Origin of the sequence: Pseudomonas sp. Irchel 3E20 (assembly GCF_900187645.1) — a bacterium.
Lineage (GTDB): Bacteria > Pseudomonadota > Gammaproteobacteria > Pseudomonadales > Pseudomonadaceae > Aquipseudomonas.
Window position 1 is genome coordinate 241927 of the sequence record NZ_FYEE01000005.1, and the last position, 19874, is coordinate 261800.

Consider the following 19874-nt stretch of genomic DNA (forward strand, 5'->3'; position numbering starts at 1 on the left):
AATTGATACGCATGCCTGCTTGCAGCTTAAAGCTTGCAGCTCGCAGCTCTTTTGACGAAGGAAAAAGCATGCTCATTATTCCCGCTATCGATCTCAAGGACGGCGCTTGCGTGCGTCTGCGCCAGGGCCGCATGGAAGATTCCACGGTGTTTTCCGACGACCCGGTGAGCATGGCTGCCAAATGGGTGGACGGCGGTTGCCGGCGCCTGCACCTGGTGGACCTCAACGGCGCCTTTGAAGGCCAACCGGTCAACGGTGAAGTGGTTACCGCCATCGCCAAGCGCTACCCGAACCTGCCGATCCAGATCGGCGGCGGTATTCGCTCCTTGGACACCATCGAACACTACGTCAAGGCCGGTGTGAGCTACGTCATCATCGGCACCAAAGCCGTCAAGGACCCGGCCTTCGTGGCCGAGGCCTGCCGCGCCTTCCCGGGCAAGATCATCGTTGGCCTGGACGCCAAGGACGGTTTCGTCGCCACCGACGGCTGGGCCGAAATCAGCACCGTGCAGGTGATCGACCTGGCCAAGCAGTTTGAAAGCGACGGCGTGTCGGCCATCGTTTATACCGACATCGCCAAAGACGGCATGATGCAGGGCTGCAACGTCTCCTACACCGCGGCCCTGGCCGTCGCGACACGGATCCCGGTGATCGCCTCCGGCGGCATCCACAACCTGGGCGACATCCAGGCCCTGCTGGACGCCAAGGCCCCTGGCATCATCGGCGCCATCACTGGCCGTGCGATCTACGAAGGCACGCTGGACGTGGCCGAGGCGCAAGCGCTCTGCGATGCGGCAAGCAGCACGTTTTAAGCGGCAAGTTTCCAGCTACAAGCGGCAAGCAAAAGCCAACCGCTTCTACTTGCCGCTTGTAGCTGGCCGCTAATAACTCTTATCGGAGATGAGCCCCCATGGCATTGGCCAAACGCATCATCCCTTGCCTGGACGTGGATAACGGCCGTGTGGTCAAGGGCGTCAAGTTCGAGAACATCCGCGACGCGGGCGACCCGGTGGAAATCGCCCGGCGCTACGACGAGCAGGGTGCGGACGAGATCACCTTCCTGGATATCACCGCCAGCGTCGATGGCCGCGACACCACGCTGCACACCGTCGAGCGCATGGCCAGCCAGGTGTTTATCCCGCTGACCGTGGGCGGCGGCGTGCGCACCGTGCAAGACATCCGCAACCTGCTCAATGCCGGGGCGGACAAGGTGTCCATCAACACCGCGGCGGTGTTCAACCCCGAGTTCGTCGGCGAGGCCGCGCAGCATTTCGGCTCGCAGTGCATCGTGGTCGCCATTGACGCCAAGAAGGTTTCGCTGCCGGGCCAAACCCCGCGCTGGGAAATCTTCACCCACGGCGGGCGCAAACCCACCGGCCTGGACGCGGTGGAGTGGGCGGTGAAGATGGAAGGCCTGGGCGCCGGCGAAATATTGCTGACCAGCATGGACCAGGACGGCATGAAAAACGGCTTCGACCTGGGCGTGACCCGCGCCATCAGCGATGCCCTGGGCATCCCAGTGATCGCCTCTGGCGGTGTCGGCAACCTCCAGCACCTGGCCGACGGCATCCTCGAAGGCCACGCCAGCGCGGTGTTGGCGGCGAGTATTTTCCACTTTGGCGAATACACCGTCCCCGAAGCCAAGGCCTACATGGCGGCCCGCGGGATTACCGTGCGCTAGCACCACTGGCTACTGGACAGCATGGCGGGCTCACGGCACTCTGGGCCACGCCATGGATTTGGGTAACCGTCATGCTCAAACGCTTTCTTCCTGTATTGGCCAGCGCCGCGTTGCTCCTCGCCGGCCCGGCGTGGGCGGCTGAGCCTCACCGCCCCAGCGTGGTGCTGCTGACGGAAAACTTTCCGCCCTACAACATGGCAAAAAACGGTAAGAACTTCGCCCAGGACGAGAATATCGACGGCATCGCCGTGGATATCGTGCGGGAAATGTTCAAACGTGCTGGCATTAACTACAGCCTGACCCTGCGCTTCCCGTGGGAACGTATCTACAAACTGGCCCTGGAAAAACCCGGCTACGGCGTGTTCGTCATGGCGCGACTGCCCGACCGCGAAGCGTTGTTCAAATGGGTCGGCCCCATCGGCCCGGACGACTGGATCATGCTCGCCCGCGCCGATAGCAAAATCACCCTGCAAACCCTGGAGCAGGCGCGCAAATACAAGATCGGCGCCTACAAGGGCGATGCCATTGCCGAGACGCTGACCAAGCAGGGCCTGGCGCCCATCGTGGCGCTACGGGACCAGGACAATGCGCGCAAACTGGTCAGCGGCCAGATCGACCTGTGGGCCACCGGCGACCCGGCCGGCCGTTACCTTGCCCGGCAGGAGGGGGTCACCGGTCTCAAAACGGTGCTGCGTTTCCACAGCGCCGAGTTGTACCTGGCGTTGAACAAGGATGTGCCGGACGAGATCGTCAGCAAACTACAACTCGCCCTCGATCAACTGCGCAAAGAAGGCGAGGTGGAGCGGATCATGGCGCGCTATCTCTGATCGGCCCTGCTGGCACTTGAGTTGAGTTTTATGCCCACCTTGCAGGCGTTGCCCTGTGGATATTCGGTCCAGTAACTGGCCTGGTCATCCTTGTACAACAAGGTTTCCCCTATTTGGCTCCCGTCCTTGCGAAGCAACCTGTAACGGCTCTCGACCAAGTAAAAGGCCAGGGCCGTATTGGGCGCAATATCACTCCAGATGTTCAGGGTTTTTGCTTCTGACCAGCCTTGGGGTGTGGTTATTGCACTCAACTTTGCCGATGCCTTGAAGTGCGTTGCGACTGCCCACGGCGCCCTGATGTCAATTGAGGTTGTTGCGCTAAAGGTATTGGCGGCGGCGCTGTTGATGCCCGTCGTCGTAGACCAGTTATAGCGTTGGGGCGATTCAGCAGTGTTATGCCCGTGGCCGATCAGGATGTAGCGGTCGGTTCTTTCCACTTTATAAGTTGGCGATTGCGATACTTGTTCAAAGGCACTCAGTTGCGGGTCTTTTATCGTGAACCAGGGAAGTTCAGTGAAGCCCGTGCGTGTATTGCTGTCGAGACTTGAAGGTTCGGCATGGCTTGTAAGCTGCGGAGCATCGGCGGGTATGGTTGCCGTCACGGGCATACTGACTCGCAAGGCGTAAGCCGTGGCCATGGTGTTTGGTTTGGTATAGGCGCCAATACCCGCGAACGTGTTCGCGCAGAAGTAGACTTCGCCTGCCAACGCCGCTGGAGGGGTGATGTCCCAGGCACTGAAGTCCTTATCTGCCTGGGAGCCACGGTTGCTCCAGATGAGGTCGCCGATGGATGACTCAATAACCAGGTCTTCGCGCAGGCAGCGCACGGCATCCGTACGGGGCTGCTCCAGCCCATTGCCCACCACCAGGCCCATCGCGACGTAACCGGGTGGCGGTATCGGGCGCCATAGGGACGTGTTCCAACTGCCTTTATGGTTTTGCGTATTGAATCCTTCGCTGTCCCATACCTGCTCATACGAGAGCGGTTCACGTAGCGCGGTGCCTTGAGCACCCTCTATGTCACGCACGATGGGGACCATGTGTTTGTAATTGATGTCATCGAAGTGTGGGTAAATACAGTCTCCGACGGGATGATAGCCGAACAGTTGCTGAGAAATTCTAGGGCGCCAGAAAGTGGCTTTCTGGCTGCCGATTGTTCCTGCCATCGGGTGCCGGTTATTCCATAGGTAAATAAAGTGCTCGGTAAATCCTATTTGCAGATCTTTATATCTAAAGGGGTCCATGGGTTTCGACTCCTGTCATTGCCTTGGATGAGATGTGGCCGGTTAGCGCGGCTTGAGAATATCCACACGTAACGTCGAAGGCTGGTCGGCCTGGTCGTAGGCATAGGTGCAGATTTTGATCGGGTGGGTGTTGGTGCTGACTATCTGGATGAAGTCATCATCGGCGGGAGTGATGGCTTGGTCTTCCAACGGGTGGTGATAAATATCTTCACCCTCATCGTCGTCTTCCGGCTCTGGTCGCGGCAGGGGGATGGCCAGGTAGCCTACAGGGCGTAGGCAGTCAGTGCTGTGGGCTGGGCCCATTTTGTAGGTGTAGCGGCTCATGAAGGGCGGGGCCATTTTCCATTTCACGGTGTAAGCCTGCAGCCCTTCCTTATCGAGGCTGATGCTCACGTCCGGGGTGCGCGCCGGGCCCGGTTCAGCCAGTTCCACTGCCAGGGTCAGGGCATTTTTCATCATGCCGGGGGTGACGGGCTGCTCGGCCGATTCGACGCCGACCACGCACAGCATGTGCATGCCAGTCTGCGGGCCGATGGGGTCGTTGATGTAGGCGTTTTCGGCGGCTACGGGGGCGCTGTAGAGGGCCGGGTTTTCGCAGTCGATGGCGCGGCGCGTGGTTTTGTAGCGGTAGAACGGGGTGTTGATGGTGAACCTCAGGTCCCAGGTGGGGATGATGCTTTTGGAGCCTTTGTTGGCCGTGACGTAGTACTGCTTGATCGGCTGCGGGTTCTTGAAGCCGATGACGGTGGTGGGGTAGAGGTCGCAGGTGTCGATATTGCTGTGCAGCACACCTTCGACAAAACAACTGCGCAGGAAGGTGACCGGGCTGCCGTAGTTGCTGTCGGCGTGGCGAGTGGCGATACCGTTCTTGACCTCGCAGGGGGCGTCGCGTTGGCATTTCTTATCGGCATTGGAACCGCGGGTGCTGGTGCCGAGGATGCCGAAGATCTCGTTGGACTGGCGATTGAGCAGGGGCCCACCGAAGCTGCCCGGGGCAATGCCTTGGCATTGGTTTTTCATCGTTACGCGCCAGACGTAGGGTTGCTCGACGATTTCCGCCGAGGCCTGCTGGGTGCAGGCGGATAGGCGCAGGGTGTCCCAGGCCGGGGCGCTCAGGGCCAGGATGTCGCTGCCGTCTGCGGGTGCCTCTTCAGCCAGTTTCAGCGGGGTGATGCCGTTGTCGATCAGCGTGGCCAGGGCGCTGTCGAGTTCGATGATCGCCAGGTCCACGCCCTGGCTGCTGCTCCACTTCAGGGTTTTGAGGGGATAGGTCTTGAGGGTGGCAAGGGTGTCGTCGAAGTAGTTGAACGAGATGCTGCCCTTGAGCGGCATGTCCTTGTGCACGAACTCGTTGGTGCGGTGGATGCAATGGCTGCTGGTGATGATATAGGCCGGGCCCGTGGCGTTGCCTTCGCCGTTACGGGTGTCGAGCAGGCTGGCGGTGCACAGGGTGTTGGTTTCGTTGCGCACGCGGCCTACGCCGGACCAGTGGCGGTTTTGGCCGCGGTCGTTGGTCAGTAGCCGGGAAGGGGTGAGGTTGGCCAGGTTGGCGCCAAAATCGCTGGGTGAGGCCAGCACGGGGACGCATAGAACGCCTGCGAGCAAGGCGCCGAAAAGTGAAGAGGGTGTGTTCATGTCGCTCCTTATGGGTCAGTGGCACCCCGCCGATTGCGGGGTGGTGCACTACCTAATCAGGAACTGCGGTGCGAAAAGCGGTAGCTATCTATGGGGCCGGCGCTAGCGGTAGGTGCCGTCGTTGCCGTGGGCAGCGCTTGCACGGTTGCTGCGCACGCCGATCATTTGGCGGATGTCGATCCATTCGATACCGCGGGCCTTGAGGCGCGGCAATTCGCGCTGTAAAACCGCCAGGGTCTGCGGGTAAGGGTGGCCGATGATGACCGCCGAACCGTGCTTTTGCGCCAGGACAATGGCGCTTTCAAGCTGCGCGGCGATGGCCGCTTCGGTGCGCTCGTCATCCAGGAACACATCCCGCGAGACGCTGGCCAGGCCGATCTTCTGCGCCTCGGCGGCGGCCACGGTGCTGGCGCTGGTGCGGCTATCGACGAAAAATTTGTGGCGCTGTTGCAGGTCGGCCATCAACCAGGCCATGGCCGGCCGTTGGGCTGTCATGCGGCTGCCCATGTGGTTGTTGATGCCGCTGGTGTAGGGCACGGCCTTGAATGCGGCGTCGAGGCGTTTTTTCAGCTCCTCGATGGGCAGTTCGGGGTGCCAGGCGAACGGCCCGGTGGCCGGGTCCATGGGCATGTGCAGGATGACGATTTTGCCGGCGCGATAGGCTTCGCGGGCGAATTCGGCGGCGTGGGGCGTGTCGGGCATGATCGCCGTGGTGACCGGCCCGGGCAGGGCCAGCACACGCCGATCCCGGGGCAGGTTCTGCCCCAGGTCGTCGATGATAAGGCTCAGGTAGGCCTTGTGGGGCTTGGCTGGGCTGTCGCTCGGCGCCGCCTGGGCGGCGCCGGCCACACAGCCCAGCAGGGCGAGGATCAACCGCAGGCGCATCTCAGTTGCCGCGGGTGATGCTCAGGCCCTTGAGCAGGCTCAGGGCCTGGGCCAATTGGTAGTCGTCGTCCTGGGGCATGGGCTTGGCCTTGGCGCCGGAACCGCTGGGCTTGTCCGCCCCGCCGTTGCCGTTGCCCAGGTGGCCTTGCAGGTCGGCTTCCTTGAAGTATTCGCCGTCCTGCTCGTTGGTGATCTTGGCCTTGCGCACTTCGATGTCGGGCACGATGCCCTGGGCCTGGATCGAGCGGCCGTTGGGGGTGAAATACAACGCAGTGGTGATCTTCAAGGCGCGGTCGTTGTTCAGCGGCAGCACGGTTTGCACCGAACCCTTGCCGAAACTGGTGGTGCCCATGACCACCGCGCGTTTCTGGTCCTGCAAGGCGCCGGCGACAATCTCCGAGGCCGAGGCGCTGCCGCCGTTGATGAGCACCACCATCGGCACAGCTTCGCTTTCGTCCTTGCCGGTTGCGGAGAAGCGCAACTCGGAGTTGGCGATGCGGCCCTTGGTGTAGACGATCAGGCCCTTGGTGATGAAGTGATCGACCACCTCCACCGCCGATTGCAGCACGCCGCCGGGGTTGTTGCGCAGGTCCAGGATCACGCCGCTGAGCTTTTTGCCGTTGTCCTTGCGCAACTTGGCCAGGGCCTTGGACACCTCGTCGCCGGTCTTGACCTGGAACTGCGTGATGCGGATGTAGCCGTAGCCCGACTCCAGCAACTGCGCCTTGACGCTCTTGACCTGGATGGTGGCGCGGGTCAGCGTCACGTCGAACGGCGTGCCGCCGTCGCGCACCAGGGTCAGGGTGATTTTCTCGCCGATCTTGCCGCGCATCTTGTCGATGGCTTCGGTCATGCTCTGGCCACGGGTCGGTTGGCCGTTGATCTTGACGATAAAGTCGCCGGCCTGGATGCCGGCCTTGGACGCCGGGGTGTCGTCAATGGGCGAGACCACTTTGATAAAGCCGTCTTCGACGCCGACTTCAATGCCCAGGCCGCCGAATTCGCCGCTGGTGCTTTCCTGCAATTCGGCGAAGTCTTCGGGGCCCAGGTAGGCCGAGTGCGGGTCGAGGTTGCTGAGCATGCCCTTGATGGCGTTTTCCAGCAGGGTCTTGTCGTCTACCGGTTCGACGTAGGCGGCCTTGATGCGGTCCATGACCTCGGCAAAGGTGCGCAGCTCATCGAGTGGCAGCGGCGCCTTGGTGGTAGCGGCCGCTGGCAGTGGCGCCGTATCGGCGGCAAACGCCAACGGCGCCCCGATCACAATGGCGATCGTCAGGGCCAGCGAGGTGAGGCGGGACAAATGCAGCATGTCGAACTCCTGAGTAAGGCAGCGCGCTTATCCTTGTGCGCGGCACCATTGTGCTGGATCACTCGGGTGACCCTGCTGACGAATAGCGAAATACAGTGCTGGCGTGTCCTGTCCGCCACTGCTGCCGACAGTGGAAATGGACTCGCCGGCCTTGACCACATCCCCGGCGGCCTTGAGCAGCGTCTGGTTGTGGCCGTACAAACTCAAATAACCGTTGCCGTGGTCGAGGATCACCAGCAGCCCGGCGCCGCGCAGCCAATCGGCAAACACCACGCGCCCGCCGTGCACGGCCCGCACCTGGCTGCCGGGCGAGGCGCTAATCATCACCCCGTCCCACTTGGTCCGGGCGTCATCGCCGCGGCCTTCGCCAAATCGCGCAAGCAATCGACCATCAACCGGCCATGGAAGTTTTCCCCGGGCTGAAGCAAATGCGCCGCCGAAGGTCGCACCGGTGCTGGAAACCAGCGCGCCAGGCGTAGCCTTGGCCGGTGTGCGCGGGCTTTGGCCAGCGTCGGCCTGGGCTTCACGCAAACGCTTTTTTTCGGCTTCCTGCTGGGCGATCAGCGCTTTTTGCCGCGCCTCTTCTGCCTCGCGAGCCTGGCGCGCCAGGGTTTCTTCGATGGTCTTGAGGACCTTGGACAGGTCGGCCTGGTCCTGCTGGCGTGCCTGGAGCCTGGCGTCGCGGGCCTTGAGGTCGCCGTTGAGCTTGGCCAGCACTTGCTGGCGCTCCTTGCGGACCTTGTCCAGTTCTTCGCGCTGGCTGTCGAGGCTGCTTTTTTGCACCAGCAACTGCGCCTGTTGCAGGGCGATATCCTGCTCGACGTTGGCCAGTTGGCGCAGGGTTTCGTTGAAATTCTTCAACTGCTCCAGGCGGGCCTGGCTCAGGTAGTCGTAATAGGTGAGGGTGCGGGCGAATTTTTCCGGGTTCTGCTGGTTGAGCAGCAGCTTGAGGTACTCCTGGCGCCCGTTCTGGTAGGCGGCCCGGGCCTGGATGGCGATCAGGCGTTGTTGTTCAACGCGCGCGCTCTGGAGTTTTTTTTTCTCCTCATCGAGCCGTTGCAGCTCGGATTCGCTCTTCTTGAGCTCTTTTTGCAGCGTCTCGACCTGCTTTTCCAGGTTGCCCATTTCGGTTTCGGTGCCGCGCAGGTCTTTCTGCACGCCGGTTTTTTCTTCCTGCAACTTGCCCAATAGCTTTTTCAGCTCGGCAATGTCCTGACGCGTGGCGTCCAACTGTTGTTGGGTCTGCGCACGTTCGTCGGCGAAGGCCGGTTGGAGCAGGCAGGTCAGGGCAAGGGCAATCAGGGCGCGAAGCATAGAGGCGGGCGACACCAGGGAAAGGGACGGCCTAGTATGCCCGCCATGGGCAGCAAAAAAAACGCCCAATTGGGGCTGTGTGATGACTGACCCGAAAAACCCTGGAAACCACGGTAGGAGCGAGCCTGCTTACGATGATGGCGCATCGGGCGACTTGGCCGCTGGATGTGCCGACGTCATCGCGAGCAGGCTCTCTCCCACCGGTTTTTTGGGGGTTAGACGAGGATCGAAGTCCCGGTCATTTCCTTGGGCTGTTCCAGGCCCAGCAGCTTGAGCATGGTCGGCGCGACGTCGGCCAGCACGCCGCCTTCGCGCACCTTGAGGTCGCGCTTGCCGACGTAGATGAACGGCACCGGCTCGGTGGTGTGGGCGGTATGGGCCTGGCCGGTTGACGCGTCGGACATCTGCTCGACGTTGCCGTGGTCGGCGGTAATCAGGGCTTCCCCGCCGACCTTTTCCAGGGCCTGGACGATACGCCCGACGCACAGGTCCAGGCATTCCACAGCCTTGACCGCGGCGTCGAACACACCGCTGTGGCCGACCATGTCGCCGTTGGCGTAGTTGACCACGATCACGTCAAAGCGTTGCTTTTCGATGGCGTCGACTATTTTGTCGGTGACTTCGGGTGCGCTCATTTCCGGTTGCAGGTCGTAGGTGGCCACTTGCGGCGACGGGATCAGGATGCGCTCTTCGCCGGGGAAGGGCTCTTCGCGCCCGCCGGAGAAGAAGAAGGTCACGTGGGCGTATTTTTCGGTTTCGGCGATACGCAGTTGGGTCTTGCCGTTTTTCGCCAGGTAGTCGCCCAGCACGTTTTCCAGGCTGCCCGGGGCGAAGGCCGAAGGCGCGGGAATGCTGGCCGCGTATTGGGTGAGCATGACGAACCCGGCCAGGGCCGGCTGGCGTGCGCGCTCGAATTCCTTGAAGCCGTCCTCGACGAACACCCGGCTCAGCTCGCGGGCGCGGTCGGCACGGAAGTTCATGAACACCACGGCGTCGCCGTCTTCGACCCTGACCGGCGCGCCGATGGCGGTGGCCTTGACGAACTCGTCGCTCTCGCCGCGCGCGTAGGCCGCTTGCAGGCCTTCCTGGGCGGTGGCGGCGTGGAACTGCGCCTGGCCATCGACAATCAGGTTGTAGGCCTGGGCCACGCGGTCCCAGCGGTTGTCGCGGTCCATGGCGAAATAACGGCCGATCAGGCTGGCGATGCGGCCCTTGCCCAGGGTCTTGAAGGTTTCGTCCAGCAGCTCAATGGATGATTGCGCGCTTTTGGGCGGCGTGTCGCGGCCATCGAGGAAGGCGTGCAGGTAGATGTGTTCGGCACCGCGCTTGAAGGCCAATTCGGCCATGGCGATCAGGTGATCCTGGTGGCTGTGCACGCCGCCATCGGAGAGCAGGCCCATAAAGTGCACGGCTTTGCCGGCGGCCACGGCTTTGTCCACGGCGGCGCAGAGGGTCGGGTTCTCGAAGAACTCGCCGTCGCGGATCGATTTGGTCACGCGGGTGAAGTCCTGGTACACCACGCGGCCCGCGCCGAGGTTCATGTGGCCGACTTCGGAGTTGCCCATTTGGCCGTCCGGCAGGCCGACATCCATGCCCGAGCCCGAGATCAAGCCATTGGGCTGCGTGGCGCACAGGTGATCGAGCACCGGTTTTTTCGCGGCGTACACGGCGTTGGATTCGTGGCTGTCACTGTGACCGAAGCCATCGAGAATCATCAGGACCAAAGGTTTGGGCGTGGTAGTCATGGAGTCCACTCGTGGCGAAGTTAAAAGGAGGGCGGTGAAAAAGGGAGTGGCAGTTTAAAGGCAAGTTCAATCCAAGTCACCGCCGGGCGGGGTTTGGTCGGCATTGGCGGCTGTGTATACTGGCCGACATTTTAACGCCCTGGAACCTCCTTCGATGGTTGCTCACCTGATTGAATTTGCCACTAATCACTATCTGCTCGTCGGCGCCTTCGTCGTACTGCTGGGCCTGCTGATCGCTCACCAGATGCAAGGTGGCGGCCGCAGCCTGAGCACGGGCGAGCTGACCGCGCTGGTCAACAAGGACGCCGGCGTGGTGATCGACATCCGCCCAACCAAGGATTTCGCCGCTGGCCACATCGTCGGCGCGCTGAACATCCCCCAGGACAAACTGACCGCGCGCGTGGGCGAGTTGGAAAAGCACAAGGCCAAGACCATCATCCTGGTCGATGCCATGGGCCAGCACGCCGGCACTCACGCCCGCGAACTGGTCAAGGCTGGCTACAACGCCGCCAAGCTGTCGGGCGGCGTGTCGAGCTGGAAAGCCGACAACCTGCCGCTGGTGAAGTGACATGACTGCTGTCGTCGTCTACTCCAGCGATTACTGCCCCTTCTGCTCGCGTGCCAAGCACCTGCTGGCCAGCAAGGGTGTGGCCTTCGACGAGATCAAGGTCGACGGCAAACCCCAGGTGCGCGCCGAAATGGCCCAGAAAGCCGGCCGCACCTCGGTGCCGCAGATCTGGGTCGGCACCACCCACGTGGGCGGCTGTGATGATTTGTTTGCCCTGGACCGCGCCGGCAAGCTCGACGCGCTGCTCCGGGCCTGAGTTCCCAAACCTGAAGACCACGCGATCAAGAAGGATCCGAGATGACTGACGAACAGACTACAGTGGCAAGCGAAGAAGAAACCGCCCCGCAATTTTCCCTGCAGCGCATCTATGTGCGTGACCTGTCCTTTGAAGCGCCAAAAAGCCCGGCGATCTTCCGCCAGGCCTGGGAGCCGAGTGTCGGTCTGGACCTCAACACCCGCCAGAAGGCCCTGGAAGGCGACTTCCACGAAGTCGTGCTGACCCTGTCGGTCACCGTCAAGAACGGCGAAAACGAAGAAGTGGCGTTCATCGCCGAAGTTCAGCAGGCCGGTATCTTCCTGATTAAGAACCTCGACGCCGCGTCCATGAGCCACACCCTGGGCGCGTTCTGCCCCAACATCCTGTTCCCGTATGCGCGTGAAGCGCTGGACAGCCTGGTGACCCGCGGTTCGTTCCCGGCCCTGATGCTGGCGCCGGTGAACTTCGACGCGTTGTACGCGCAAGAACTGCAACGCATGCAGCAGGAAGGCTCGCCGACGGTTCAGTAAGCAGTCCGAACCGCGACGCCGATCCCATGTGGGAGCCGGCCTGTGTGGGAACTGGCACGCCAGCTTCCGCATAGGCCGGCTCCCACATTTGTTATGGGGCCCTTACTTGAAACCCAGTTGTCGCCAGCCCTCATACACCGCCACGGCGACCGTGTTGGACAGGTTCAGGCTGCGGCAGCCTTCGCGCATGGGCAGGCGCAGGCGTTGGCCGTCGGGCAGGGCGTCGAGTACTTCGGCGGGCAGGCCACGGCTTTCCGGGCCGAACAAGAAGGCGTCGCCCTCGGCGAAGCTGGCATCGTGGAAGGGCCGCGAGCCCTTGGTAGTGAAGGCAAACAGGCGCGGCTGGCCCAGGCTTTGAAGGCAACTGGCGAGGTCGGCGTGGCGTTGCAGGGTGGCGTACTCGTGGTAATCGAGCCCGGCGCGGCGCAGGCGCTTGTCGTCCATGTCAAAGCCCAGGGGCTCGATCAAATGCAGGTGGCAGCCACTGTTGGCGCACAGCCTGATAACGTTGCCGGTATTCGGCGGAATTTCTGGTTGAAAAAGGATGACGTGAAACATGCACGGCTCCGAAGGTAATGATGGGCTGCATGATACCCCCCCCGACGACCCGCGGCCGAAGCTATTGCCGCGGGTGTTCGGCTCGCTGGCGATTGTCGGTTTGCTGGTGGGCCTGATGATCGGCCGCCTCACGGCGCCGGAGCCGGTGGAGTTGCAGCAAATCGAGGTGACGGCCGATGGCGTGCAGGTGTGGTTCAACGTCGAGCCCAAGGTGCACGGCGAGCACATCGACGGCACCGTCGCGCTGCTGTTCGACGCTCAGGGCAAGGCGCAGCGCGGGCGGTTGAAGGTCAATGACAAGGACGTGAACTGGCGGGTGCGGGCGGCGGATGCCGGGTTGTTGCTCAACTTCGTCGCGGCGCGGCCCTTGCGGGGCGAGTGGTCCGGCGCCGAGGTCGAGGGGCGCTGGCGCCTGCAAGTGCGCCTGCGGGAGGAATAAAAGAGGGAGTTCCCGGCCTGCCTGTACCAGGGCCCCCAAAAGCATCGGTGCCCGGCGCGTCGTGCGCCCTGGCCCCTATATAAAGAGGGGATTCTTGGCCTGCCTGTACCAAGGTCCCCGAAACTGGGTAGTACCCGTGTTATTGCAGGGGGCGTGCCAGGTCCGTCGTACTGTAGGAAAAAACACTTTTGAATGACCAAAGCCCCGGAATCTGGGGCTTTGGTGTTTTTGCGCAAGGGCGCCGGGGGTAAGACGGCGCACGATGGCGGGGCGAGGCGCTTTGAAATGGTGCGTGGGGGGCAAGAAAACTGTGGGGGTTTTTGTGGGAGCGGGCCTGCCAGCGATAGCGGTAGAGCAGTCGCCATCGCGGGTGCCTGACCCACCGCTATGGTGGGTCAGCCCGCTCCCTTAGAAGGTTGTCTTCGCAGCGCCGTTTTCTAGCTCTCATCCGCCTCGTCATCATCCCCGCCGTCGATTTTCATCCCCAGCTCCTTGATCTTGCGGGTCAGGGTGTTGCGCCCCCAGCCCAGCAGCACGGCGGCGTCGCGGCGCCGGCCAGCGGTGTGCTTGAGCGCGGTTTCGATCATGATCCGCTCGAAGCTCGGCACGGCGCTGTCCAGTAGGCTGGACTGGCCGCGTGCCAGGGCCTGGTCGGCCCATTGGCGCAAGGCTTGCTCCCAGTTGGTGACCGGCGCCGCGTCTTGCGGCAGGTTGAGCAATTCCGGCGGCAGGTCGCCCACGTGCACCTCACGGCCCGAGGCCATGACGGTGATCCAGCGGCAGGTGTTTTCCAGTTGCCGCACGTTGCCCGGCCAGGGCAGGTTTTTCAGGTATTCCTCGGTTTCGCTCTTGAGCAGCTTGGGTTCCACCGCCAGCTCCTGGGCGGCGCGGGCGAGGAAGTGCTTGGCCAGGGTGGGGATGTCTTCACGCCGGTCCGACAGGCGCGGGATGTGGATGCGGATGACGTTGAGGCGGTGGAACAGGTCTTCGCGGAACTTGCCGGCGTGCACCAGGGTTTCCAGGTTCTGGTGCGTGGCGGCGATGATGCGCACGTCCACCTTGACCGGCACATGGCCGCCCACGCGGTAGAACTCGCCGTCCGCCAGTACCCGCAGCAGGCGGGTCTGGGTGTCGGCGGGCATGTCGCCGATTTCGTCGAGGAACAATGTGCCGCCGTCGGCCTGCTCGAAGCGCCCACGGCGCAGGTTGGCAGCGCCGGTGAAGGCGCCTTTTTCGTGTCCGAACAGTTCCGACTCCATCAAGTCCTTGGGTATCGCGGCCATGTTCAACGCGATGAACGGCGATGCCGCACGCGGGCTGTGGCGGTGCAGGGCGTGGGCTACCAGCTCCTTGCCGGTGCCGGACTCGCCGTTAATCAGCACGGTGATGTTGGAGTGGCTCAAGCGGCCGATGGCGCGGAACACCTCCTGCATCGCCGGCGCTTCGCCGATGATTTCCGGGGTGCGGGCCAGGGTGGGCGGCACTTCCAGGCCTTGCTGTTCCTGGGCGTGCTGGTTGGCGCGCTTGACCAGCGACACCGCTTCATCGACGTCGAAGGGCTTGGGCAGGTACTCGAACGCGCCGCCCTGGTAGGAGGCCACGGCGCTGTCCAGGTCGGAATGGGCGGTCATGATGATGACCGGCAGGCGCGGGTGCTGTTCGCGGATCCGCGCCAGCAGGTCCAGGCCACTGGCGCCGGGCATGCGGATGTCGGAGATGATGACGTCCGGTTGCTGGCGGGCCAGGCGGCTCATCACCCCATCGGCGCTGTCGAAGCTCTGGGTGGTCATGCCTTCTTGTTGCAGGGCTTTTTCCAGCACCCAACGGATAGAACGGTCGTCATCGACGATCCACACGGTTTCACTACGGCTCATGTCGATGTGGCTCCTTGTTCCAGTGGCAGAAAGATCGAGAACGTGGTGTGGCCTGGATGGCTGTCACATTCGATCAGGCCCTGGTGCTGGCTGATGATGTTCTGGGTGATGGCCAGGCCTAGCCCGGTACCGTCGGGGCGGCCGCTGACCATGGGGAAGAAGAGGGTGTCCTGCAACTCGGCGGGGATGCCCGGGCCGTTGTCGATGATTTCGATCTTGGTCACCAAGCGATGGCGCACATGGCCGATGGTGAACTGGCGCAGCGCCCGGGTGCGCAGGGTGACGCGGCCCAGGCGCAGCTCGTTCTGGCTGCTGATGGCCTGCACCGCGTTGCGCACGATGTTGAGCACGGCCTGGATCATCTGCTCGCGGTCGATCAGCACGTCGGGGATGCTCGGGTCGTAGTCGCGCACCAGGGTGATGCCGCCCTGGGTCTCGGCCTCCACCAGGCTGGCCACGCGTTCGAGCACTTCATGGATGTTGGTCAGGGCCAGGGACGGCAGCTTGTTGGAGCCGAGCATGCGGTCCACCAGGTTTCGCAGGCGATCAGCCTCTTCGATGATGACGTTGGTGTAGTCCTTGAGGCTTTCGTCGGGCAGTTCGCGGGCCAACAACTGCGCCGCGCCGCGAATCCCGCCCAAGGGGTTCTTGATCTCATGGGCGAGGCCGCGCACCAGCATCTTGCTGGTTTCCTGCTTGGACAACTGCGCTTCCTCCTTGGTGATGCGCAGCAAGCGGTCGCGCGGGTGCACCTCCAGCAATAGCAGGGTGGCGCCGTTGCTCAGGATCGGGGTGACGGCGTAATCGACCGTCAGGGTCTGGCCGGTGAGCGCGGTGAGCATGGCTTCGCGCTTGGTGAACGGGTGGGCCTGCTCCACAGCCTGGCGCAACGAACTCAGGGCCTCGGCGGATTCGGTGAACAGCTCGCTGATAAATTGCCCGTGGCTGCGCTGGCCGCTGATGGCCAGCAGCATCTCGGCCGCCGGGTTCATGTACTCAAGGCGCAGGTCGGCGTTGAGCAGGATGGTCGCGGTGGTCAGGTTGTCGAGAAGCAAGCGGTGCAGTGCGTCGCTGATGGTCATTAGGACCTCTTTTGGAGCATGTCGCGCCCGTAGGGCACGCGCTGGTACGAGGAAAATGCAAAAACCAAACCAAGGCTCCGAAAAGAAGCGCCAAAGCCTTGAAACAGGCGTTTGAGGCGCTGTTTAGTGGCGCACGGCCAATATCGGTGGGTGGTTTCGAACCAAAATGGGCTGGGGAGTTACTTTGTTGAGGTGTGTCGCACCAATATAGTGCATAAGTGCGAAGGCTGCTGGGCGGGGACGTGAGCCTTGGAGGATAGAGGGGCTGAGCCATTTGCCAGGGCGCGAGTGAACCTCTGTGGGGGCGGGCCATCAGCCAGCATCTAGGGTGTATGGGCTGCTGTCATCGCGGGCAGGCCCGCTCCCACTGAGGGTGTTAGAGGGCGCTGTCCTGACGGGTGGTGGAGGTGCTGCCGGTAGTCAGGTGAGTGCAGCCGAACGAGAGGATGCAAGCGATGGGCAGCATGAGTGCCAGGGCGCGGGCGTGTTTGAGCATGGTGTCTTCCTTGGGCGTTGTCGGTTGGGCCGGCAAGCTTACCCAGGGCGACGGGTGGGGAATGCCGGGCGCGGCGGCGCGCGCCAGGGAAGGGCGGTGGTTTTGATGTCAGAGATTTCAGCCATGAAAAAGGCCTCCCGAAGGAGGCCTCTGTTACGCCGCTTGCGCAAGCGTTACCGGATTAGCAGCTGTAGTACAGCTCGTATTCCAGTGGGTGTACGAAGGTGCGGACCTTGATTTCTTCTTCGCTTTTGAGGGCGATGTAGGCATCGATGAAGTCGTCGCTGAACACGCCGCCCTTGGTCAGGAACGCACGGCCCTTGTCCAGTTCTTCCAGGGCTTCTTTCAGGCTGCCGCACACTTGCGGGATTTCCTTGGCCTCTTCAGGCGGCAGGTCGTACAGGTTTTTGTCGGCAGCGTCGCCTGGGTGGATCTTGTTCTGGATGCCGTCCAGGCCTGCCATCAGCAGGGCGGCGAAGCCCAGGTACGGGTTGGCAGCCGGGTCCGGGAAGCGGGCTTCGATACGGCGCGCCTTAGGGCTGGAGACGTAAGGAATGCGGATCGAGGCAGAGCGGTTGCGTGCCGAGTAGGCCAGCATGACCGGCGCTTCAAAGCCTGGGACCAGACGCTTGTAGGAGTTGGTCGAAGGGTTGGTGAAGCCGTTCAGGGCCTTACCGTGCTTGATGATGCCGCCGATGAAGTACAGGGCGGTGTCGGACAGGCCGGCATAGCCTTCGCCGGCGAAGGTGTTTTTGCCATCTTTGCCGATGGACATGTGTACGTGCATACCCGAGCCATTGTCGCCGTACAGCGGCTTAGGCATGAAGGTCGCGGTGCGGCCATAGGCCACGGCCACGTTGTGCACGCAGTACTTGAGGGTCTGAACTTCGTCAGCTTTCTTCATCAGGGTGTTGAACTGCACACCGATTTCGTTCTGGCCGGCAGTGGCCACTTCGTGGTGGTGCACTTCGATGACCAGGCCCATTTCTTCCATGGCGTTGCACATGGAGGTACGGATTTCGTGGTCATGGTCGAACGGCGGAACTGGGAAATAGCCGCCCTTCACGCCCGGACGATGGCCGTGGTTGCCGCCTTCGATGTCCTGGTCGGTCATCCACGAGCCTTGCTCGGAGTAGATCTTGAACATCGAACCGGAGATGTCGGACTTGAATTTGACTTGGTCGAAGATGAAGAACTCAGGCTCCGGGCCGACGAACACAGTGTCGCCGATGCCGGTGGACTTGAGGTATTCCTCGGCGCGGTGGGCGATGGCGCGAGGGTCGCGGTCGTAGCCTTGCATGGTCGAAGGGTCGATCACGTTGCAGACCAGGATCAGCGTTGGGTCTTCGGTGAACGGGTCGAGCACGGCGGTGGAGTCGTCCGGCAGCAGGATCATGTCGGAGGCTTCGATGCCTTTCCAGCCCGCGATGGAGGAACCATCGAACATCTTGCCTTCTTCGAAGAAGGATTCATCCAGCGCATCACGGGCCGGCATGGTCACGTGGTGCTGCGTGCCTTTGGTGTCAGTGAAGCGCAGATCAATCCACTTGACGTCATGATCTTTGATGAGTTGAACCGACTTCGACATATGTCCTCCGGGGTGGATTCGGGCTGGGTAGTGGAGAGCCCTTGGAATGTGGGTGATGCGGGCGCGAATATTCGGCCATGGCAACCTGCCTCACAAGGGAGCAAATTGCATGCCAGTGCCCCGAGTTGGGTTTTGCGCCCCTTTTACGCGCCTATAAACGTGCAAATCGTATAAAGCGCGTTTTTTACGCACTGCAATGTGGCGGCAAATACCGAAAACGCACCAATAAAGTGCGAGCAAAACCAATTGCAGATTAACTGGTTAAAGCTTGAGCAATTTCCGCTATAATCCGCGCCCCCCTTTTTCGGCTGGCCCTGCGCGCGCTGTTTTCATGAAACTAATCGTAAAAGTCTTTCCCGAGATCACCATCAAGAGCCGCCCGGTACGGATGCGTTTCATCCGCCAATTGGCCAAGAACATCCGCACCGTGCTCCGCGACCTGGACCCGGCCGTGGTGGTGAACGGCGTGTGGGACAACCTCGAGCTGGAAACCCGCGTCACCGAGCCCAAAGCCTTGAAGGACATGACCGAGCGCCTGAGCTGCATGCCCGGCATCGCGCATTTTTTGCAGGTCGACGAGTACCCGTTGGGGGACTTCGACGACATCACCGAAAAGTGCCGTTTGCACTTTGGCAGTGAGCTTGAGGGCAAGATTTTTTCCGTGCGCTGCAAGCGCGCCGGCAAGCACCCGTTCAGCTCCATGGACGTGGAGAAATACGTCGGCAGCAAGCTGCGTCGCGAGTGCGGCGCCGCCGGAATCTCCCTCAAGGCGCCGCAAATCGAAGTGCGCATGGAAATTCGCGACCAACGGTTGTTTGTGATCCATAGCCAGCACAACAGCATTGGCGGTTATCCGTTGGGTGCCCTGGAACAGACCCTGGTGCTGATGTCTGGCGGTTTCGATTCCACGGTGGCGGCCTACCAGATCATGCGCCGTGGCCTGATGAGCCATTTCTGCTTCTTCAACCTGGGCGGGCGTGCCCACGAACTGGGCGTGATGGAAGTCGCGCACTTTATCTGGAAGAAGTACGGCAGCTCCCAGCGCGTGCTGTTTGTGAGCGTGCCGTTCGAGGAAGTGCTGGGGGAAATCCTCGGCAAAGTCGATAACAGTCATATGGGCGTGGTATTGAAGCGTATGATGTTGCGCGCTGCCTCGCGGATTGCCGACCGGCTGGACATCGACGCCCTGGTGACCGGCGAGGCGATTTCCCAGGTGTCCAGCCAGACGCTGCCCAACCTGTCCGTGATCGACTGCGTAACCGACAAACTGGTGCTGCGCCCACTGATCGCCAGCCACAAGCAGGACATCATCGACCTGGCCAACGAAATCGGCACCGCCGACTTCGCCAAGCACATGCCCGAGTACTGCGGGGTCATTTCGGTGAACCCCAAGACCCACGCCAAGCGCCCGCGCGTGGAGCACGAAGAGAAAGAATTCGACATGGCGGTGCTCGAGCGTGCGCTGGAGAACGCCAAACTGGTGCCGATCGATCGGGTGATCGACGAATTGGGCCAGGATTTGCAGATCGAAGAAGTCAGCGAAGCCCTGGCCGGCCAGATCGTCATCGACATCCGTCACCCGGATGCCGTTGAGGACGCGCCGCTGGAGCTTGCCGGCATCGACGTACAAGCGTTGCCGTTCTATGCATTGAACGCTCGTTTCAAGGAACTGGACCCTACTCGCCAGTACCTGCTGTATTGCGACAAAGGCGTGATGAGTCGCCTGCATGCCCACCATTTGCTCAGTGAGGGATATGCCAATGTGCGCGTTTATCGACCGAGCTAAGAGCCCGGGGCTGTACGCCTGTGGCCTGCGTCACCGGCCCCCCGACGCCGCCGTCAA

Annotated in this window: 18 protein-coding genes; 8 read left to right on the top strand and 10 right to left on the bottom strand. The window is 62.1% G+C overall.

All coding sequences use genetic code 11. The features are described 5' to 3' along the window. The first annotated feature begins 68 nt into the window (after nt 1–68). The 3 genes from hisA to CKW13_RS12015 all read left to right on the top strand — a co-directional run bounded on the left by hisA (nt 69) and on the right by CKW13_RS12015 (nt 2508). Nucleotides 69–812 (top strand): 1-(5-phosphoribosyl)-5-[(5-phosphoribosylamino)methylideneamino]imidazole-4-carboxamide isomerase, encoded by a 744-nt coding sequence (gene hisA, locus CKW13_RS12005; protein ID WP_095108828.1) that lies wholly within the window; start codon nt 69–71, stop codon nt 810–812. A gap of 98 nt (nt 813–910) precedes the next feature. Continuing rightward, entirely contained in the window at nt 911–1681 is a 771-nt protein-coding gene (gene hisF, locus CKW13_RS12010) for an imidazole glycerol phosphate synthase subunit HisF (RefSeq protein WP_095108829.1), read from the top strand. A 71-nt stretch (nt 1682–1752) separates the two neighbouring features. Beyond that, entirely contained in the window at nt 1753–2508 is a 756-nt protein-coding gene (locus tag CKW13_RS12015) for an ABC transporter substrate-binding protein (RefSeq protein WP_095108830.1), read from the top strand. Here the strand turns inward: CKW13_RS12015 and CKW13_RS12020 are convergent. The 6 genes from CKW13_RS12020 to gpmI all read right to left on the bottom strand — a co-directional run bounded on the left by CKW13_RS12020 (nt 2499) and on the right by gpmI (nt 10640). Continuing rightward, a complete protein-coding gene (locus tag CKW13_RS12020) occupies nt 2499–3752 on the bottom strand; it encodes a Vps62-related protein (RefSeq protein ID WP_095108831.1) in 1254 nt (417 codons plus the stop codon). The genes CKW13_RS12015 and CKW13_RS12020 overlap by 10 nt on opposite strands. 42 nt (nt 3753–3794) lie before the next feature. Next, on the bottom strand, nt 3795–5387 hold the full coding sequence (locus CKW13_RS12025; RefSeq protein ID WP_095108832.1) for a trypsin-like peptidase domain-containing protein: 1593 nt from the start codon (nt 5385–5387) through the stop codon (nt 3795–3797). Nucleotides 5388–5489: 102 nt separating this feature from the next. Then, the gene (locus tag CKW13_RS12030) at nt 5490–6272 is read right to left on the bottom strand and encodes a divergent polysaccharide deacetylase family protein (RefSeq protein ID WP_095108833.1); all 783 of its coding nucleotides are present in this window, start codon (nt 6270–6272) and stop codon (nt 5490–5492) included. A gap of 1 nt (nt 6273) precedes the next feature. After that, a complete protein-coding gene (locus CKW13_RS12035; RefSeq protein WP_095108834.1) occupies nt 6274–7581 on the bottom strand; it encodes a S41 family peptidase in 1308 nt (435 codons plus the stop codon). Between the two features lie 27 nt (nt 7582–7608). Then, nucleotides 7609–8895 (bottom strand): murein hydrolase activator EnvC, encoded by a 1287-nt coding sequence (locus CKW13_RS12040; protein WP_095108835.1) that lies wholly within the window; start codon nt 8893–8895, stop codon nt 7609–7611. 215 nt (nt 8896–9110) lie between these two features. Continuing rightward, nucleotides 9111–10640, bottom strand: coding sequence for a 2,3-bisphosphoglycerate-independent phosphoglycerate mutase (gene gpmI / locus CKW13_RS12045; RefSeq protein WP_095108836.1), 1530 nt, complete (start codon nt 10638–10640; stop codon nt 9111–9113). A gap of 154 nt (nt 10641–10794) precedes the next feature. On the opposite strand from gpmI, the gene CKW13_RS12050 reads away from it, so the two are divergent. The 3 genes from CKW13_RS12050 to secB are packed head-to-tail and all read left to right on the top strand — an operon-like array spanning nt 10795 to nt 11994. Then, nucleotides 10795–11208 (top strand): rhodanese-like domain-containing protein, encoded by a 414-nt coding sequence (locus CKW13_RS12050; protein WP_095108837.1) that lies wholly within the window; start codon nt 10795–10797, stop codon nt 11206–11208. 1 nt (nt 11209) lies between these two features. Further along, a complete protein-coding gene (grxC, locus tag CKW13_RS12055) occupies nt 11210–11464 on the top strand; it encodes a glutaredoxin 3 (RefSeq protein ID WP_095108838.1) in 255 nt (84 codons plus the stop codon). A gap of 41 nt (nt 11465–11505) precedes the next feature. Beyond that, nucleotides 11506–11994 (top strand): protein-export chaperone SecB, encoded by a 489-nt coding sequence (gene secB, locus CKW13_RS12060; RefSeq protein WP_095108839.1) that lies wholly within the window; start codon nt 11506–11508, stop codon nt 11992–11994. Between the two features lie 102 nt (nt 11995–12096). Here the strand turns inward: secB and CKW13_RS12065 are convergent, their stop codons facing one another. Further along, the gene (locus tag CKW13_RS12065; protein WP_095108840.1) at nt 12097–12552 is read right to left on the bottom strand and encodes a tRNA (cytidine(34)-2'-O)-methyltransferase; all 456 of its coding nucleotides are present in this window, start codon (nt 12550–12552) and stop codon (nt 12097–12099) included. On the opposite strand from CKW13_RS12065, the gene CKW13_RS12070 reads away from it, so the two are divergent. Further along, nucleotides 12551–12991, top strand: a complete 441-nt coding sequence (locus tag CKW13_RS12070) for a hypothetical protein (protein ID WP_095108841.1) — start codon at nt 12551–12553, stop codon at nt 12989–12991. The two genes, CKW13_RS12065 and CKW13_RS12070, sit on opposite strands and share 2 nt — an antisense overlap. 437 nt (nt 12992–13428) lie before the next feature. On the opposite strand, the gene ntrC is transcribed toward CKW13_RS12070, so the two are convergent. The 3 genes from ntrC to glnA form a co-directional block, all read right to left on the bottom strand. Further along, on the bottom strand, nt 13429–14865 hold the full coding sequence (gene ntrC, locus CKW13_RS12075; RefSeq protein ID WP_095108842.1) for a nitrogen regulation protein NR(I): 1437 nt from the start codon (nt 14863–14865) through the stop codon (nt 13429–13431). Beyond that, nucleotides 14862–15947 carry a nitrogen regulation protein NR(II) gene (gene glnL, locus CKW13_RS12080; RefSeq protein ID WP_095108843.1) on the bottom strand — a complete coding sequence of 362 codons (1086 nt, stop codon included), beginning with the start codon at nt 15945–15947 and terminating at the stop codon, nt 14862–14864. The genes ntrC and glnL overlap by 4 nt, the downstream gene beginning before the upstream one ends. Before the next feature lie 677 nt (nt 15948–16624). Continuing rightward, entirely contained in the window at nt 16625–18031 is a 1407-nt protein-coding gene (gene glnA / locus CKW13_RS12085; protein ID WP_095108844.1) for a type I glutamate--ammonia ligase, read from the bottom strand. Nucleotides 18032–18362: 331 nt separating this feature from the next. Between glnA and thiI the strand changes: the two genes are divergently transcribed. Then, nucleotides 18363–19817: a tRNA uracil 4-sulfurtransferase ThiI gene (gene thiI, locus CKW13_RS12095; protein WP_095108845.1), complete on the top strand. Its 1455-nt coding sequence runs from the start codon at nt 18363–18365 to the stop codon at nt 19815–19817. Nucleotides 19818–19874 lie beyond the last annotated feature (57 nt).